The 16853-nt window shown below is 57.9% G+C and carries 13 protein-coding genes, 1 rRNA gene and 1 pseudogene; 3 read left to right on the top strand and 12 right to left on the bottom strand.

The features are described from left to right. Nucleotides 1-180: 180 nt before the first annotated feature. The 5 genes from RVM27_RS15485 to RVM27_RS15465 all read right to left on the bottom strand — a co-directional run bounded on the left by RVM27_RS15485 (nucleotide 181) and on the right by RVM27_RS15465 (nucleotide 7614). Nucleotides 181-1713: ribosomal RNA gene (locus tag RVM27_RS15485) — 16S ribosomal RNA — on the bottom strand. Between the two features lie 568 nt (nucleotides 1714-2281). After that, entirely contained in the window at nucleotides 2282-4087 is a 1806-nt protein-coding gene (locus RVM27_RS15480; RefSeq protein ID WP_498956939.1) for an acyl-CoA dehydrogenase family protein, read from the bottom strand. Nucleotides 4088-4316: 229 nt separating this feature from the next. Then, on the bottom strand, nucleotides 4317-5084 hold the full coding sequence (locus RVM27_RS15475) for an SDR family NAD(P)-dependent oxidoreductase (RefSeq protein WP_193462078.1): 768 nt from the start codon (nucleotides 5082-5084) through the stop codon (nucleotides 4317-4319). A gap of 31 nt (nucleotides 5085-5115) precedes the next feature. Continuing rightward, a complete protein-coding gene (locus tag RVM27_RS15470; RefSeq protein ID WP_498956938.1) occupies nucleotides 5116-6801 on the bottom strand; it encodes an acyl-CoA synthetase family protein in 1686 nt (561 codons plus the stop codon). Between the two features lie 249 nt (nucleotides 6802-7050). Beyond that, nucleotides 7051-7614 (bottom strand): TetR/AcrR family transcriptional regulator, encoded by a 564-nt coding sequence (locus tag RVM27_RS15465; RefSeq protein ID WP_016914316.1) that lies wholly within the window; start codon nucleotides 7612-7614, stop codon nucleotides 7051-7053. Between the two features lie 127 nt (nucleotides 7615-7741). Here RVM27_RS15465 and RVM27_RS15460 point away from each other — a divergent pair, with 127 nt between their 5' ends. The 3 genes and pseudogenes from RVM27_RS15460 to RVM27_RS15450 form a co-directional block, all read left to right on the top strand. After that, nucleotides 7742-8929, top strand: a complete 1188-nt coding sequence (locus tag RVM27_RS15460) for a thiolase family protein (protein ID WP_498956937.1) — start codon at nucleotides 7742-7744, stop codon at nucleotides 8927-8929. A 149-nt stretch (nucleotides 8930-9078) separates the two neighbouring features. After that, entirely contained in the window at nucleotides 9079-9237 is a 159-nt protein-coding gene (locus tag RVM27_RS15455; protein WP_498941644.1) for an ArsC/Spx/MgsR family protein, read from the top strand. Between the two features lie 28 nt (nucleotides 9238-9265). Next, nucleotides 9266-9415 (top strand): annotated as a pseudogene (locus RVM27_RS15450) (CC/Se motif family (seleno)protein); the annotation flags it as partial. 73 nt (nucleotides 9416-9488) lie between these two features. Here RVM27_RS15450 and RVM27_RS15445 read toward each other — a convergent pair. The 7 genes from RVM27_RS15445 to RVM27_RS15415 form a co-directional block, all read right to left on the bottom strand. Next, nucleotides 9489-9674, bottom strand: coding sequence for a hypothetical protein (locus tag RVM27_RS15445; RefSeq protein WP_498941809.1), 186 nt, complete (start codon nucleotides 9672-9674; stop codon nucleotides 9489-9491). Continuing rightward, nucleotides 9671-10894 (bottom strand): MFS transporter, encoded by a 1224-nt coding sequence (gene arsJ, locus RVM27_RS15440; RefSeq protein WP_498941645.1) that lies wholly within the window; start codon nucleotides 10892-10894, stop codon nucleotides 9671-9673. The genes RVM27_RS15445 and arsJ overlap by 4 nt, the downstream gene beginning before the upstream one ends. Further along, nucleotides 10887-11918 (bottom strand): ArsJ-associated glyceraldehyde-3-phosphate dehydrogenase, encoded by a 1032-nt coding sequence (locus RVM27_RS15435; protein WP_498956936.1) that lies wholly within the window; start codon nucleotides 11916-11918, stop codon nucleotides 10887-10889. The genes arsJ and RVM27_RS15435 overlap by 8 nt, the downstream gene beginning before the upstream one ends. Before the next feature lie 129 nt (nucleotides 11919-12047). Beyond that, nucleotides 12048-12794, bottom strand: a complete 747-nt coding sequence (pstB, locus tag RVM27_RS15430) for a phosphate ABC transporter ATP-binding protein (protein ID WP_498941720.1) — start codon at nucleotides 12792-12794, stop codon at nucleotides 12048-12050. 90 nt (nucleotides 12795-12884) lie between these two features. Next, a complete protein-coding gene (gene pstA, locus RVM27_RS15425; protein WP_498956935.1) occupies nucleotides 12885-14243 on the bottom strand; it encodes a PstA family ABC transporter permease in 1359 nt (452 codons plus the stop codon). Nucleotides 14244-14249: 6 nt separating this feature from the next. Beyond that, nucleotides 14250-15590, bottom strand: a complete 1341-nt coding sequence (gene pstC, locus RVM27_RS15420) for a PstC family ABC transporter permease (protein WP_498957786.1) — start codon at nucleotides 15588-15590, stop codon at nucleotides 14250-14252. A 141-nt stretch (nucleotides 15591-15731) separates the two neighbouring features. Beyond that, on the bottom strand, nucleotides 15732-16751 hold the full coding sequence (locus tag RVM27_RS15415) for a type 2 periplasmic-binding domain-containing protein (RefSeq protein WP_498956934.1): 1020 nt from the start codon (nucleotides 16749-16751) through the stop codon (nucleotides 15732-15734). Nucleotides 16752-16853: the final 102 nt, after the last annotated feature.

Here is a 16853-nt window from a genome sequence, read left to right as displayed (position 1 = left end):
ATACATTGTTAAAGAGCGACTGCCATAAGCAGTGATAAACGAATCGTGTTTTCAACATCAAAAGAAAAAGAAAGGTCTTTTCTTCTTTTTTAACGTGAAAGAGCGTTTATCACTGCTCATCAACAGCATTCTGATCAGGTAATTCATTGTGAGCGCTTGCCGCGAGGGGAAGACATCGTTTAAGGAGGTGATCCAGCCGCAGGTTCCCCTACGGCTACCTTGTTACGACTTCACCCCAGTCATGAACCACACCGTGGTGATCGCCCTCTTGCGTTAGGCTAACCACTTCTGGTGCAGTCCACTCCCATGGTGTGACGGGCGGTGTGTACAAGGCCCGGGAACGTATTCACCGTGGCATTCTGATCCACGATTACTAGCGATTCCGACTTCACGGAGTCGAGTTGCAGACTCCGATCCGGACTGAGATCGGCTTTTCGGGATTGGCTCACTCTCGCGAGTTGGCAACCCTTTGTACCGACCATTGTAGCACGTGTGTAGCCCTACTCGTAAGGGCCATGATGACTTGACGTCGTCCCCACCTTCCTCCGGTTTGTCACCGGCAGTCTCCTTAGAGTTCCCGCCATTACGCGCTGGCAAATAAGGACAAGGGTTGCGCTCGTTACGGGACTTAACCCAACATTTCACAACACGAGCTGACGACAGCCATGCAGCACCTGTCTCTGCGTTCCCGAAGGCACTAAGGTATCTCTACCAAATTCGCAGGATGTCAAGAGTAGGTAAGGTTCTTCGCGTTGCATCGAATTAAACCACATGCTCCACCGCTTGTGCGGGCCCCCGTCAATTCATTTGAGTTTTAACCTTGCGGCCGTACTCCCCAGGCGGTCGACTTATCGCGTTAACTTCGCCACAAAGTGCGCTAGGCACCCAACGGCTGGTCGACATCGTTTACGGCGTGGACTACCAGGGTATCTAATCCTGTTTGCTACCCACGCTTTCGCACCTCAGTGTCAGTGTCAGTCCAGAAGGCCGCCTTCGCCACTGGTATTCCTCCCGATCTCTACGCATTTCACCGCTACACCGGGAATTCTACCTTCCTCTCCTGCACTCTAGCTTGACAGTTCCGGATGCCGTTCCCAGGTTGAGCCCGGGGCTTTCACAACCGGCTTATCAAGCCACCTACGCGCGCTTTACGCCCAGTAATTCCGATTAACGCTCGCACCCTCCGTATTACCGCGGCTGCTGGCACGGAGTTAGCCGGTGCTTCTTCTGTGAGTGATGTCTTTCCTGATGGGTATTAACCACCAGGCGTTCTTCCTCACTGAAAGTGCTTTACAACCCGAGGGCCTTCTTCACACACGCGGCATGGCTGGATCAGGGTTCCCCCCATTGTCCAATATTCCCCACTGCTGCCTCCCGTAGGAGTTCGGGCCGTGTCTCAGTCCCGATGTGGCTGATCATCCTCTCAGACCAGCTACGGATCGTCGCCTTGGTGAGCCTTTACCTCACCAACTAGCTAATCCGACATAGGCTCATCCGATAGCGGGAGCCGAAGCCCCCTTTCTCCCGTAGGACGTATGCGGTATTAGCCTGGGTTTCCCCAGGTTATCCCCCACTACCGGGCAGATTCCTATGCATTACTCACCCGTCCGCCGCTCGTCAGCATCCAGCAAGCTGGATCTGTTACCGCTCGACTTGCATGTGTTAGGCCTGCCGCCAGCGTTCAATCTGAGCCATGATCAAACTCTTCAGTTTAAGATCAATGCGATCCTTACTCGCTGCTCGAAAGCAACAAAAGCGGATCAAACTTGGCTCAAGGTTCAAACGAATTCACTGCGATACTCCGAAGAGTATCTTGGTGTTCGCTTGCCTTGATATTAGGTGATGATTCACCCTCATCGGCAAGCGCCCACATGAATTACCTGATCAAATTGTTAAAGAGCGATACTACTGTCATCATTTCGCTGTGACTGGCTCGGTGACCTGAACCGTGTTGCCTCAGCGAGGAAGGCGTATTCTACGCATTCCGTGGTGTTTGTCAACCGCTGCTTTCAGCGACTGAGGCGAGCGATCTAAACGACAACAAGATGACTCTAACCTACTGACAAACCAGAGGTTTTTCAACCTCATTCACCGCTGGTAACGCTGGGCGTCCCCGGCAGCGGATGCGTACTTTACGGATTCGCTGCCGGGTTGGCAAGGGGTATTTTGAAAAGTTTTCGTATAGCCGAGATAAAAAAGCGGCAGGCAATGCCCGAGGGCAGACCTGCCGCAAACCACCGATCAGTACCCTGACCAGAGAGTGCCTGGCAAAGGCATGGGCTCAGATCTCGAAGCCCAGGCCAAAATCTTCGCTGGAAATCGCCATCAAGCTACCGGCACCTGCCTGAATCATGGCGGCGTGCGCCTTGGTGCGTGGCAGCAGACGCTGATAGTAGAAACGCGCCGTATTCAGTTTGGCCGTGTAGAAAGCAGCATCTTCACCCCCCTGTGCGCTAGCGGCCTGCTTGGCAGCGCGAGCAAACAAATAGGCGACAGCAACATAGCCGGAGTACATCAGGTAATCGACGCTGGCGGCCCCTACTTCTTCACGGTCCTGCATCGCTTTCATACCGATGCCCATGGTGAGCTCGCCCCACTCGGCGTTCAGCTTAGCCAGCGGCTCAATAAACTCTTTTAATGCGGAGTTATCCGCTTCTGCTTTGCAGAACTTGTGAATCTCTTTGGTGAATACCTTCAGCGACTCACCTTGACTCATCAGCACTTTGCGCCCCAGCAGATCAAGCGCTTGAATACCGGTCGTACCCTCATAGAGGCGTGTGATGCGCGCATCGCGCACCAGTTGCTCCATGCCCCACTCCTTAATAAAGCCGTGACCACCAAAAATCTGCACGCCTTCATTGGTACACTCGAAGCCTACTTCCGTCAGGAAAGCTTTGACGATAGGTGTTAATAGACCGAGCAGAGTCTCCGCTCGCTCTTTCTCCTCGCCCGGCGCGCCGTGCTCAACAATATCGAGCATTTGAGCGGTATACAGCACTAGCATGCGGCCGCCTTCAGCAAAAGCTTTTTGTGTCAGCAGCATACGGCGTACATCAGGGTGCACAATAATAGGGTCAGCGACTTTATCCGGCGCTTGTACGCCAGACAGCCCACGCATCTGTAAGCGGTCACGGGCATAACTTAGCGAGTTTTGGAAGCTAGCCTCCATCAACCCTAAGCCTTGGATACCCACGCCTAAGCGAGCCGCGTTCATCATGGTGAACATGCAGGCCAGGCCTTTATTCGGCGCGCCAACTAGATAGCCCGTTGCGCCATCAAAGTTCATGACGCAGGTAGCGTTACCATGGATACCCATTTTGTGCTCAAGCGAACCACAGCTGACGCCATTGCGCTCGCCAGGGTTACCTGCAGCGTCCGGCAAAAATTTAGGCACAACGAATAGCGAAATACCTTTAGATCCTTCAGGAGCATCTGGAAGTTTGGCCAGCACGAGATGGACGATGTTCTCAGCGAGATCGTGTTCACCGGCCGAGATAAAGATTTTGGTACCCGTAATGCGATAAGCTCCATCTTCAGCGGGCACTGCACGGGTTTTGATCAAACCCAGGTCAGTACCGCAGTGCGGCTCCGTCAAGCACATGGTGCCAGTCCAAACACCTTCTACCAGTTTGGTGAGGTATGTCGCCTTCTGCTCGTCGGTACCGTGATGACGCAGCGCATCCGCCGCACCATGCGACAAGCCCGGGTACATACCCCACGCTAAGTTAGTAGCGCAGATCATTTCAGAGAGCATCATCGCCAATGAGTGCGGAAGGCCCTGACCACCTTGCTCAGGATCTGCCGCCAAGCTCGGCCAACCGCCTTCAACATACTGCTGATAGGCTTCTTTAAACCCTTTAGGAGCTTTCACCTCGCCCCCTTCCAGCAAACAACCCTCCTCATCACCGCTTTGATTGAGAGGTAGCAGCACCTCACGAGCAAAGCGACCACCCTCTTCCAAAATAGCACTCACGACATCTGGCGAAGCATCTTCACCATTGGGTAATGCGTCGTAGTGGCTTGGGTAATCAAACATTTCGTTCATCACGAAACGCAGGTCACGCAGAGGGGCTTGATAGCTGGGCATGTCACTTCTCCTAAACGGGGGGCTGAAAGAGCGGGTACTCAACAGGCGCTTTCAAACACATGTTTGAAAATTAGCGCGCACGCCCGACTCCGTCAAGCAGTCGTTTGAATTAAACCGCAAAACCGGCTACAACTTTGGTCTTTGCCTTATTAACACCATGTTTTTTAAAATAAAAAAACCTGCCCAAAAACTACGGGCAGGCTGTCCATCAGAGCTTACTGAGCGCGGATCACTGCATTCTGATACCACCGTCCAGGCGAATCACTTCACCATTGAGCATCGGATTGGTAATGATCTGCTCGGCCAGCAGCGCGAACTCGTCAGGCTTGCCCAAACGCTTGGGAAAAGGCACCGCAGCGGCCAATGCCTGGGCAGCTTCGTCCGGTATCTCGCTCATCATGGGGGTTTCGAATACCCCTGGCGCAATGGCCATGACACGAATGGCGTGACGCGACAGCTCTCTGGCGGCAGGCAAACTCATGCCCACAACCCCCGCCTTGGAGGCACTGTAGGCGCACTGCCCGACTTGCCCATCGAACGCGGCAATCGATGCGGTATTGATGATGATGCCCCGCTCACCCCCTTCGTCTGGCGGATTGCTGGCCATGGCGGCGGCCGCCAGACGCATGACATTGAAGGTACCTACCAGATTGATCTGAATGGTGCGCGCATAGCCCTCGAGGTCTGCCGGGTTGCCTTGCCGATCCACCAGCTTGGCCACGCTGACCACGCCCGCACAATGAACCACTCCCGAAAGGCCGCTTTCGCCCCCCAGCGCAACGGCCTTGTTCACCGCCACCTGCATGTCGTCGGCGGAGGTAATGTCGGCGATGCAGGCGTGCGCCTGAGACCCCAGCTGCTCGGCAAGGTCCGCAACACGATCACTCATGTCGCACAGCACCACCTTCCCACCTGCCTTTACCAGTCGTGCTGCCGTCGCCGCCCCTAGCCCTGAGGCCGCCCCGGTAATCAAAAACGTACGATCCTTTACCTGCATGGCACTCTTCCTCTGAATGATGTCCTGTGAATCATGAGCTGTGGCGCACTTGCTCGGCGGCTTGAGCACGCAGTTTGAAGCGCTGAATCTTGCCGCTGGGCGTTTTGGGCAGCTCATCGACGAACTCGATGACCCGAGGGAAAGCGTGAGTAGAGAGCCGCTCACGTACCTGCTGGCGAATCTCCTCCGCCAGCGCATCGCTGGGCTCGAAGCCATCGCGCAGCACGATGTACGACTTGATGACTTCGCCACGAATCTCATCCGGCTGCCCCACGGCGGCGGACTCGGCCACCGCCGGGTGCGTCATGACGCTATTCTCGACATCCGTTGGCCCCACTCGGTAGCCCGCCGTGGTAATGATGTCATCATCACGGCCAGCAAACTGGAACGAACCATCTTCATTACGAATGACCACATCGCCGGTCAGGTAGTAGCCGTTGACGAAGGGGTCTTTCTCCTGCCAGGTATAGCCTTGGAAAAAGTGGGCTGGCGAGCGCTTGATATCCACTGCCAGTACGCCAGGCTCGCCAGGCTCGCCAGGCGGCAGCTCGTTGTACTCGGCGTCGAGAATGGCCAGACGATAGCCCGGCATCGGGACGCCCATGGCCCCCACGTGCTTGGGGTGGTCCAGGGAGTGGTGGTTGTTACAGGTCATGCCCGTTTCTGTCTGGCCATAGTGATCCATCACCGGACAGCCCAATGATTTTTCCACCCAGGTGACCACCTCGGTATTGAGCGGCTCTCCGGCGGAGCTGGCCGCCCGTAGCGTCAGGGTCTGGTGAGCGTCGTCGAACAGGCCAGACGCCTTCATGAGGCGGTAGGCCGTCGGCGCGGCGGCGAAATTGGTGATCTGATGACGTTTCATGAACGCCAGCGCGCCTTCGGCACTGAAGCCCGCTTCGCAAAAGTGTGTCGTTACCCCCAACAGCAGCGGCCCGGCAATGGCGTAATACAGGCCATAGGCCCAGCCGGGGTCGGCCATGTTCCAGAAACGATCCTCCTCGCGCAGGTCGACCGCCAGCTCCATGTAGAGCGCAAAGGCCGTCATACCCGACAGGGGCACGGCAACGCCTTTGGGCTTGCCGACCGTCCCCGAGGTAAACATCTGCAGGAACGGCTGATCCGGCGACAGCCGGGGCGGGGTATCGCTGATTGACGTATACGTCAATGCCGCCTGCCAATCATGATCCTGGGCATGCTCGCGGGTAGCGCCACCCACGGCCAGCACCGGCGGGCACTGGCTCAGGCCATCGAATTTATAGCGGTTGGCGTGATCGGTTATCACCAGCCTGGTATCTGCCCGCCCCAACCGATAATCGACCGCATCAGGCCCAAACGCGGTAAAGAGCGGCTGGTAGACCGCACCAATCCGCCAGGTGGCGAGCACGGCCACCAGCAGCGCTGCCGAGCGCGGCAGCATGCAGGCAATTCGGTCACCCTCCCCCAGCCCCTGGCTTTTCAGCCACCCTGCCAGATGCCCACTCTGTTGCTCCAGTTCGGCATAGGTCAGCGTGTGGGTTTGGCCTTGGGTATCCTCATGCACCAGCGCCAGCACATCACCACGGCCCTGGCGTACGTGCCTTCCACAGCAAGCCTCGTAGGCATTCAGGCACCCATCGTGGTGGTCATCCAGCCTGGCGACGACGCTATCTATTGAAAAATCCTCGAGAAATGTCGAATACGCGGGAAGTGAGGTTGCTGCTGATGTCGCTGTCATGACGGCTCTCTTGTGTTGTTGGTCGTGAGCACTCGGACAGGCAGGATTCCACGTAGTATTGGTGTTATTGTCCGTTTACGTTAACGGAAGCCTACCGAATAAACCAACGCTAAAAGCATTTACTCGAGAGCGCAAGCCGCAAGCTGCTCGACAGGGTTAGACGTTGGTCGATCAGACAGCGGTTGGAGAAGCCAGAGGGGCCAAGAGCTATCGAGAAAGGATCAGCGAGAAAGGATCATTGAGACCGAATTACCTAGACAGGATCATCGCGACCAGCTCATCGGCCAGGTCGTCCGGGGTGCGCGGGCCATTGGGATCATACCAGCGAACGGTCCAGTTCAAGGCGCCAAGAATAAAACGTGAAACCAGAAAGCGGTCTCCATGAATGAGCCCTGCTGCCAGAGCATCGTCGATCACCTCGACCCACATGGCCTCGTAGGCATCGCGCAAATGGCTCAAGTGAGCGCTGGCCGCAGGGTCCAGGCGACGCCATTCGAACAGCGCTACCACATGGGCATTACGGTCGGCAAACAGCGTGTCGAGGTGCGCGCGCGCCATGGCATGCAATCGCGCCTCTGGCTGATCGGGGCATGCCTGTAGCGCCGCTCTGGCGATGGTCAGTGCGTTCTGAGTGCCCTCCTCGATCACCGCTGCCAGAATTTCCTGCTTGTCCTTGAAGTGATGAAACAGGCTGCCAGACTTGATGCCCATTTCCTGGGCCAGCATGCGCACCGTGGTGCGGTCAAAGCCCTCTTGAACGAATAGCTGAGCGGCTAAGCGTGTCAATTCCTTGCGGCGAGGAGAGGCATTCATTACATTCATGTCATTTACACTAGCGCTTGCTTGGTTACCTAGGAGAAGACCACAGCCCCGCCAGCGGGTCAACGCATCGCTAGCCGCTCAGCACGATAATCACAAAAAATCTATCAGGAGATAGGCCATGAGTAACGCTACCGACATCGTCTTTTTATCCGCCACCCGCACCCCTATGGGAGGCATGATGGGCAGCCTTTCCACCTTGAGCGCACCGGAACTGGCCGCCGTGGCCATACGCGCCGCCATCGAGCGAGCAGGCATCGACGCTGCGCTCGTCGAAGAGGGCATCATGGGCTGCGTTCTGCCTGGCGGAGTCAAGCAAGGTCCGGCACGCCAGGCCATGCGACAGGCAGGCATTCCCGATGCCAATGGTGCCACGACCATCAACAAACTCTGCGGCTCTGGCATGAAAGCGGCCATGTTGGCCCATGACCTGATCAAGGCAGGCAGTGGAGAAATAGTGCTGGCGGGCGGCATGGAGTCCATGTCGAATGCCCCCCATGTGCTGACCAAGGCACGCGGCGGCTATCGTCTGGGCCACGGTGAGCTGAAAGACCACATGTTTCTCGATGGCCTGGAGGATGCCGAAACTGGCAAGCTGATGGGGGTCTTTGCGCAAGAGGTGGCCACAGAGCGTGGCTACACCCGTGAACGGCTGGACGATTTCGCGATTGCCTCGCTGGAACGGGCCATGGCTGCCACCAACCATGGCAACCTGGATGCCGAGATGGCGCCCGTCACCGTGACGACCCGCCAGGGTGAAACCGTGGTGTCCCACGATGAGCAGCCCTTTCAGGCCAAACTGGACAAGATTCGCCAGCTGCGCCCAGCGTTTGCAAAAGATGGCACCATTACCGCCGCAAATGCGAGTTCGATCTCCGACGGCGCCTCGGCGCTGATTTTATCGAGCCATGAAGCAGCACAGCGTCACGGTATCAAACCGCTGGCCAGAATGCTGGGGCATGCCACCCACTCGCGTCATCCCAGCGAATTTACCATCGCGCCGGTGGGAGCCATCGAGAAACTGATGAAAAAGCTTGGCTGGGGCGTCAATGATGTGGACCTGTTCGAAATCAACGAAGCCTTTGCGGTCGTCACGCTGATGGCCATGGATGATCTGGGCCTGCCTCATGAAAAAGTCAATGTGTTTGGCGGCGCCTGTGCCCAAGGGCATCCCATCGGCTCTACCGGCTCACGCATCATCGCCACGCTGATTCATGCCTTGCGCCAGAAAGGCGGCAAACGCGGCATCGCCAGCTTGTGCATTGGTGGCGGTGAAGCAACCGCCGTGGCGGTCGAGCTGATCGACTGATTCACAGCGCGCTTCATGGCGGCAGCGATGAAGCGCGTCCAGCCTGTGGCGCATGGCTGGCAGAATGATGGGTGTTGCCACGAAAGGTATATGAAATAAGACGCGCACGCATTTTCCTGTAGCCCAACCCTCCTGATGAGGCCCCTGCCATGATGGCTCACCCGCTGCTCATCAATCGGCCCATCGTCAGTACGCCCAAGGGCACGCGATTATGCCGCCCATCCGAGCAGGTATTGGCGCTCCTGGACCGCCCTGTTGCACAATTTACCAAGGAAGACGGAGAGACCGTCTACTATCCCACCACCTAACGGCCCGGCATGGGCAACCAGGAGCGTCATGCATCAGGTCATCGAGATGGAGCACCCTGCCGTGGCATTCATCCAGCAGCATGGAGGCGTGGTGACGGTACGCCGTTCGCCACGTCATGGCTGCTGTGGCGGGACGGCACATATCGCCGTGGCAGAGCTGGGCGCGCCAAGCGATACATCGGCCTTCGAATATCATCAGTTGCCAGAGGTCGGCCTCTGGATAGAGCCGTACCTTGCCTGCGCCCAAACCCCTACGGGCCAAACAGTGCCAGGGGCAGCGCAGCCGAGAAGGCGCCAAATACCCAGCGAGTGGACAGCTCCAATTCCAGCGCCATGGGCCCCGCCAGAATGGCGGGCAGATAGTAGCTGGACGCCCAGGCAAGGGTCTGGGCACTCCCCAGGGTGAGCGTCAGGCCAGCGCCAGGCGAGCGAATCACGCCACCTGCCTGGGCAGCGCCAGTGCCATGAGCGCGCTGGCAGCCACCAGCGCCGCCGCCGCCCACAGGCACGCACTCAAACCATAGGCCATGTAGAGCCAGCCCGAGAGCAGCGTGCCGACCAGGCGGCCCATGGCGTTGGCCATGTAGTAGAAGCCTACGTCCATGGACACACCATCGGCACGGGCATAGTGGACGATCAGATAGCTGTGCCAGCTGGAGTTGACGGCAAACAGCACGCCGAAGGCCAGCAGCCCCACTACCAGCCACCCCACCTGTGCCAGGGGCAGCAGTGCCAGCAGAATGGCGAGCACGGCAAGCGCGGCGGCCCAGCCAGCCGTGAGCATGCGAGCGTCTCCACGGAACAGTGCGGTGAGCCTGGGCGCCTGGGTCTGCACGCCGCCGTAACCAATGATCCAGGCGGCCAACAGCCCACCCACGGTCCAGTGGCTCCAGCCATGCTGATCGTAGAGGAAGACCGGCAAGGCCACGACAAACCACACGTCCCGGGAGGCGAACAGGCAGAAGCGCGCCGCCGAAAGCACATTGATGGCGCGGGACTTGGAGAAAATCTCGGAAAACTTTGGCTTGACCTTCTGTTTGCCGAGGTCAGCCTTCAACCGCCACAGCGACAGCCCCAGCACGGCACCCAGCATCAGCGCCATGGCCACCACCGCACCGCGAAAGTCGATCAGCGTCAGCAGCACGCCGCCCACAAAAAAGCCCAGCCCTTTCAGGGCATTTTTGGAGCCGGTCAACATCGCTACCCAGCGGTACAAGGCGCTGTTGGCATTGGCGCTATCAGCTGGCACCAGCACTTTCACTGCGCTTTTGGCGCTCATCTTGTTCAGGTCTTTGGCAATACCCGACAGCGCCTGGGCCGCCATGACCCAAACGACGGTGAGCATCCCGGCAGGCACCATGAGCATGGCAAGCGCCACGATCTGCAGCCCCAGCCCCACGTTCATGGTGCGGTTGAGCCCCAACCGCGCGCCCAACCACCCTCCCACCAGATTGGTCACCACGCCAAACGCCTCGTAGAACAGAAACAGCATGGCGATTTGCAGCGGCGAATAACCCAACTGGTGGAAGTACATCACCACCAGCATCCGCAGGGCCCCATCGGTGATGGTAAACGCCCAGTAATTGCCCGTGATCAGCATGTACTGGCGCACTTCAAAAGGCAGTGCGCCGATGCGTGCCTTGAGCGACTCAGCCACGGCGCGCCTGCTCCTTGCCCACCTTCCAGGCCAGCTCTGCGGCACGGTTGGCATACCCCCACTCGTTGTCGTACCAGGCGTAGAGCTTCAGCTGCGTTCCGTTCACCACCATGGTAGAAAGAGCATCAATAATCGAGCTTCGTGGGTCGGTGCGATAGTCGATGGACACCAACGGGCGCTCTTCATAGCCTAGAATGCCTTTCAGCGGGCCATCGGCAGCGGCTTTTAGCGCTTGATTCACTTCCTCGACGGTCACTTCGCGCTCGAGCTCGAATACCATATCGGTCAGCGAGGCATTGGCCAGCGGCACGCGAATCGCATGGCCGTTCAGCTTGCCGGTCAGCTCGGGAAAGATGGCGGTGATTGCCTTGGCCGAACCGGTGGTGGTGGGAATCAGGCTCATGCCGCAGGCGCGCGCCCGTCGCAGATCCTTGTGCGGTGCGTCCAGAATCGTCTGGGTATTGGTAATGTCGTGCACCGTGGTCATGGAACCATGACGAATACCGAACGTTTCCAGAATGACCTTGACCACGGGGGCCAGACAGTTGGTGGTGCAGCTGGCCGCAGTGACGATGCGGTGCGTAGCGGGGTCGAACAGATGGTCGTTGACGCCCACCACCACGTTGAGCACGCCCTCCTCCTTGACCGGCGCACTGACCACCACACGCTCGACCCCCTGATCCAGATAGGCCTGCAGCTTCTCCGTGGTTTTCATCTTGCCGGAGCATTCGATCACCACATCGCACCCGGACCAGTCACCTTCGGCAATCGTCTTGTGGACGCTGAAGGCGATGGTACGGCCATCGATGGTGATCGCCTCCGGGGTAGCGCTTATGCCCTGCCCCGGCGCCCACTGGCCATGAACCGAGTCGAACTCCAGCAAATGGGCAAACGTCGCCGCATCGCCGCCCGGGTCGTTGATGCGCACCAGGGTTACCTCGTCGGCAGCGACTCGCGCCCACAGGCTGCGCAGTGCCAGACGACCAATACGGCCAAACCCGTTGATACCAATGCGTAGTGACATGCTGAACCTCCAGAGCCAAGTGAACCTCAAATATATGAAAAATCATATATAAAAAATCAAAAAAAACCAGCCATCGAACCCGCAGGCGGCCATGCCCCCTGCGGGTAACCCGTGATCAGTACGGCGTGATCACCCGAAGCGTCCCGTGATGTAATCGTGGGTACGCTGGTCTTGCGGATTGGTGAAGATCTGGTCGGTGTTGTCCACCTCCACCAGGTCGCCCATGTGGAAGAACGCCGTACGGTCGGCCACCCGTGCGGCCTGCTGCATGTTGTGGGTCACCATGACGATGGTATAGCTCTCGCTGAGCTCATCGATCAGCTGCTCCACCTTGGCCGTCGCAATGGGGTCGAGGGCCGAGCACGGCTCATCCATCAGGATGATGTCCGGGCTGACGGCCACAGTGCGGGCAATGCACAGGCGCTGCTGCTGGCCACCCGACAACCCGGTGCCCGGCTGATCCAGACGATCCTTGACCTCTTCCCAGAGCCCGGCACGGCGCAGGCTGCTCTCGACGATGTCGTCCAGCTCGGCCTTGCGCGTTGCCAGACCGTGCAGGCGCGGGCCATAGGCGATGTTTTCATAAATCGACTTGGGGAATGGATTGGGTTTCTGAAACACGATGCCTACCTGGGCACGCAGCAGTACCACATCGCGATCCGGGGCATAGATATCCTTGTCATCCAGGGTGATCTTGCCCTCGACCCGACAGATGTCGATGGTGTCGTTCATGCGGTTCAAGCAGCGCAGAAAGGTGGACTTACCGCAGCCAGAAGGCCCGATGAATGCCAGCACTTCGTTTTCGTACACGTCCAGAGTGATACCGTTGATCGCCTGGCTGGCACCGTAAAAGACCTTGACGTCCTGGGCGCTCATCTTGACCTTGTCGGTGGCTTTACTGGTGCGGCTCTCGCCAGCGCCTACGCTCACCAATGGGGATGTCTTGGGCTCTGTTGAAGTATTCACTTACCACCTCGTCTCGAATTTTTTACGCAGCCAGATTGCCAGTGCGTTCAGGCTCAGCATCAACCCCAGCAGTACAATGATGGCCGCTGACGTACGCGCCTCGAAGAAATTACGCAGCTCGTTACCCTGCCATAGATAGATCTGTACCGGTAGCGCAGCCGACTGCTCCAATGGCGACGTGGGCACGTTGGACACGAACGCATTCATGCCGATCAGCAGCAGCGGAGCCGTCTCGCCCAGCGCCTGGGCAACGCCCAGAATGGAGCCCGTCAGGATACCCGGCAGTGCCAGGGGCAATACATGGTGGAAGACCGTCTGCACTCTCGACGCTCCAATTCCCAAGGCCGCCTGGCGTATGGAGGGAGGAATAGAGCGCAGCGACGCCCGAGTCGCGATAATGATGGTCGGCAAGGTCATCAGCGTCAGCACTAGGCCACCCACCAGCGGGGCTGATAGCGGCAAGCCCAGATAGCCAATGAAGATGGAAGCGCCCAGCAAGCCGAACACGATGGAAGGCACGGCTGCCAGATTGTTGATATTGATCTCGATGAGATCGGTCAGCCGGTTCTTGGGAGCGAACTCTTCGAGGTAGATGGCGCTAGCCACACCAATTGGTACCGATAGCACGATCACGATCAGCATCATGAACAGCGACCCCATAAACGCGCCTGCCAGGCCTGCCGACGCAGGCGAGCTGCGCGAGTCCGTATTGAGGAACAACGACGTGCTGAAGGAGTTGCGGATGACGTTTTCGTCGTAAAGACGGTCGGCCCATTCACGGGTCTGAGCGCTCAACTGCTGACGTGCATCCGGCAGCGAGCGGTCGATATTACCCTTGATCCAGACGTCGACGTTGGCCGCTGCGAGCATTTTCACTTCCACGGTCTGGCCCAACAGGGAAGGGTCCTTGATGAACTGCTCACGCAGCGAGAAACGCTCACCCGATGCCACCAGGGCACGCAGATCACGTAGCTGTCGAGACTCGACCTCGACCCCCAGCGCCTCTTCCATGGCGCGGTCGATCAGCGACTGCCAATTTACCATTCCCGCTTGAATCAACCACTGTGTGTAGCGCTCATCGAAGGCCGCCTGACTTTCACCGCTGGCACGCTCGGGCTTCTCGTCAAGTTGAATCACTTCAGGATCGAAGTAAATTTCTGGATACAGAGTTGACTGCCAGAATGCCGGCACACCGCGCATCAAAATACTGATGAACAGAATGGTGACAAGCGTGAGGCCAATCACTACCGCGGCCAAACCCGCAAAGCGGAAACGCTTTTCTTGACGATGACGTCTTGCCAGCGAATTTTCGATCGTTGTCAGACGGTGCTGACGGCGCTGCTCAATCGTAATAGACATGGTCGCTTACTCGTATTGCTGGCGGTATTTACGCACCACAACCAGTGCGATGACATTCAGGCCAAGGGTAATGACGAACAGCGTCAGCCCCAGAGCAAAAGCCACCAGCGACTGCGGGCTGGCAAAGTCCATATCCCCTGTCAGCTGGTTGACGATGGTCACCGTAATGGTTGACACCGCTTCGAACGGATTGCCGTGAAGCACCGGATTATTACCAGCCGCCAATACCACGATCATGGTTTCACCAATGGCGCGGCTGGCGGCCAACAAAAACGCACCGACGATACCTGGAAGCGCAGCAGGCAACACGACTTGGCGAATCGTTTCGGACTTCGTTGCACCCAACCCTAGCGCACCATCGCGCAGAGACTTGGGCACCTGGGTAATGATGTCGTCAGACAGTGACGACACGAACGGAATGATCATGATGCCCATCACCAGGCCCGCGGTGAGCGCGCTGGTGGTACGAATATTGATGCCGACCATATCGCCCAGGCTGGAAAGGAAAGGCCCGATGACGATCAAGGCAAAAAAGCCGTACACGATGGTCGGGATACCCGCCAGAATTTCGATGATCGGCTTGGCCACGTTACGCAGCCAGGGGGGCGCGTATTCGGCCATGTAAATCGCCGTCATCAAGCCCACGGGAATCGCCACCAGCAAGGCAATGATGCTCACCATCATGGTGCCCCACAGCAGCGGCAGCAGGCCAAATTCCCCCTGTGCATCGGTTCCCGACGTGCTGAAACGGGGGTTCCAGGTCGTACCCAGGAAGAACTCTGCCGGGCTGATGAAGCTGAAGAACTTCAGCGCTTCGCCCAGCATCGACAACACGATGCCCACCGTGGTGAAAATCGCGATGGCGGAGCAGGAGGCCAGCGCAATGGAGATGACGCGCTCGACATGATTACGCGCCCGCCACTGAGGGGAAATACGCCGCCGGGCAAACACCAGCCCGACCACGGCCACCACGGCCATCAGCGCGATCAGCGTGGTGTTCTGAAAGGTCTGCAAGCGAGCCATGTGAGCGGCCGCCGCTAATTCTTCGGGGCTTCCGCCACCCGCCACATTTCGCTCGTTGGCTAGCGCAGTAATGCGCCGTAACAAGGTAGCCATTTCACGTTCGTTCATGCCTGCCACCAGCTCGGGAGGCAGTTGCTGAACGACCAGCATATCCATCAATTGTGGCGCCAGCAGCGACCACAATATAAACAGCGCAAGCGCTGGCAACCCGCACCAAAGGGCCACCAACGCTCCATAATAACCGGGGCGCGAATGCATCCGCACATCGTGCTCTGCCGCAACCGCGCGACTACGTGTTAACCCTAAGTGGTAAGCCAAGGCCATTATCACGAGTAGCGTGGCTATCAAGGCAATGTTACTCATTCTCTCTCCGCCCATGATTTCCTACGTTCAAGCGCCAGCATCATTTTCATGATGCTGGCGCAATACCTACCTACACATCGCTATCAAGCGACAAGGGCAGTCTTACTCTTCTACGCTTACCACGGTACGGGCCTGGAACTCAGCCAGTGCTTCAGCACGCTCTTCTTCGCTCATCGGAATGAGACCAGCGTCTTCCAGCGGGCTGCCATAGCCAGAGATCATGTCATTCAAGAAGAACTCGGTATACTCGGCCAAGCCAGGAATAACGTCCAGGTGCTCACCCTTGACGTAGAAGAACAACGGACGAGAAACGGGGTATTCGCCAGAACCGATGGTTTCCAGGCTGGGCGTTACGCCATCCACAGTAGCCACTTGCAGGCGGTCACGGTTCTGGTCGTAGAAGCTCAGACCGAAGACGCCAACGGCATCTGCCTGGGCATCCAGACGAGCCAGCGTTTCGGTGTAGTCACCCGCGATCTCGACGATACGGCCATCGCCACGCAGTGAGTTACAGGCATCGCCTTCTACGTTGGCATCGCTTTCACAGCCAGCGTGGATGACTTTCTCTTCGAATACTTCACGGGTGCCGTGGTTGGAAGCCGGAATGACCAACACGATCTCCTGATCGGGTAGGCTGCTGTCGATTTCGTTCCAGCGAGTGTAGGGGTTGTCGACCAACTCACCCTCGTGGGTAACTTGTGCGGCAGCGGCTTTGAACACGTGCTCAGGCGTTAACGCGAACTCTCCACGGTCGATACGAGAAGCAAACACGATACCATCATAGCCGAACATCACTTCGAGAATTTCGTTGACGCCATTTTCGTTACAGCTGGCCACTTCGCCGCTGCGAATGGCGCGAGAAGCGTTGGCGATGTCAATGGTGTTTTCGCCAACGCCCTGGCAGAACTGACGCAAACCGCCACCGGAGCCGCCAGAACCGACGACCGGCGTGTTGAACTGGGGATAGGTGTTACCAAACTCTTCGGCAACGATACTGGCAAACGGAAGTACAGTGGAAGAACCGGCAATCTGCACCGTGTCACGAGCTACGGCGGCAGTCGATACGCCGGTAGCGAGTGCGGCAGCAATAACAACACCAAGTGTCTTTTTCGTTACTTTCATCGTCATGTCCCCTCTGGTTTCATGCCTGGGCTGCTTGAATTAACCCGTTCGGCAATGTTGGCGATTGGCCTTTCACACCGAGGAGTTTGCACAGTGACGATT

The sequence above is a fragment of the Halomonas sp. KM007 genome, assembly GCF_050709225.1.
GTDB lineage: Bacteria > Pseudomonadota > Gammaproteobacteria > Pseudomonadales > Halomonadaceae > Vreelandella > Vreelandella hamiltonii.
This window is presented reverse-complemented; position numbering and strand designations above follow the sequence as displayed.

Bases quoted from the DNA above. Each gene is read 5' to 3' on its own strand.
- RVM27_RS15480 (WP_498956939.1), bottom strand. From the start codon at position 4,087: ATGCCCAGCTATCAAGCCCCTCTGCGTGACCTGCGTTTCGTGATGAAC.
- RVM27_RS15475 (WP_193462078.1), bottom strand. From the start codon at position 5,084: ATGCAGGTAAAGGATCGTACGTTTTTGATTACCGGGGCGGCCTCAGGG.
- RVM27_RS15470 (WP_498956938.1), bottom strand. From the start codon at position 6,801: ATGACAGCGACATCAGCAGCAACCTCACTTCCCGCGTATTCGACATTT.
- RVM27_RS15465 (WP_016914316.1), bottom strand. From the start codon at position 7,614: ATGAATGCCTCTCCTCGCCGCAAGGAATTGACACGCTTAGCCGCTCAG.
- RVM27_RS15460 (WP_498956937.1), top strand. From the start codon at position 7,742: ATGAGTAACGCTACCGACATCGTCTTTTTATCCGCCACCCGCACCCCT.
- RVM27_RS15455 (WP_498941644.1), top strand. From the start codon at position 9,079: ATGATGGCTCACCCGCTGCTCATCAATCGGCCCATCGTCAGTACGCCC.
- RVM27_RS15435 (WP_498956936.1), bottom strand. From the start codon at position 11,918: ATGTCACTACGCATTGGTATCAACGGGTTTGGCCGTATTGGTCGTCTG.
- pstB (WP_498941720.1), bottom strand. From the start codon at position 12,794: ATGAGCGCCCAGGACGTCAAGGTCTTTTACGGTGCCAGCCAGGCGATC.
- pstA (WP_498956935.1), bottom strand. From the start codon at position 14,243: ATGTCTATTACGATTGAGCAGCGCCGTCAGCACCGTCTGACAACGATC.
- pstC (WP_498957786.1), bottom strand. From the start codon at position 15,590: ATGGCCTTGGCTTACCACTTAGGGTTAACACGTAGTCGCGCGGTTGCG.
- RVM27_RS15415 (WP_498956934.1), bottom strand. From the start codon at position 16,751: ATGAAAGTAACGAAAAAGACACTTGGTGTTGTTATTGCTGCCGCACTC.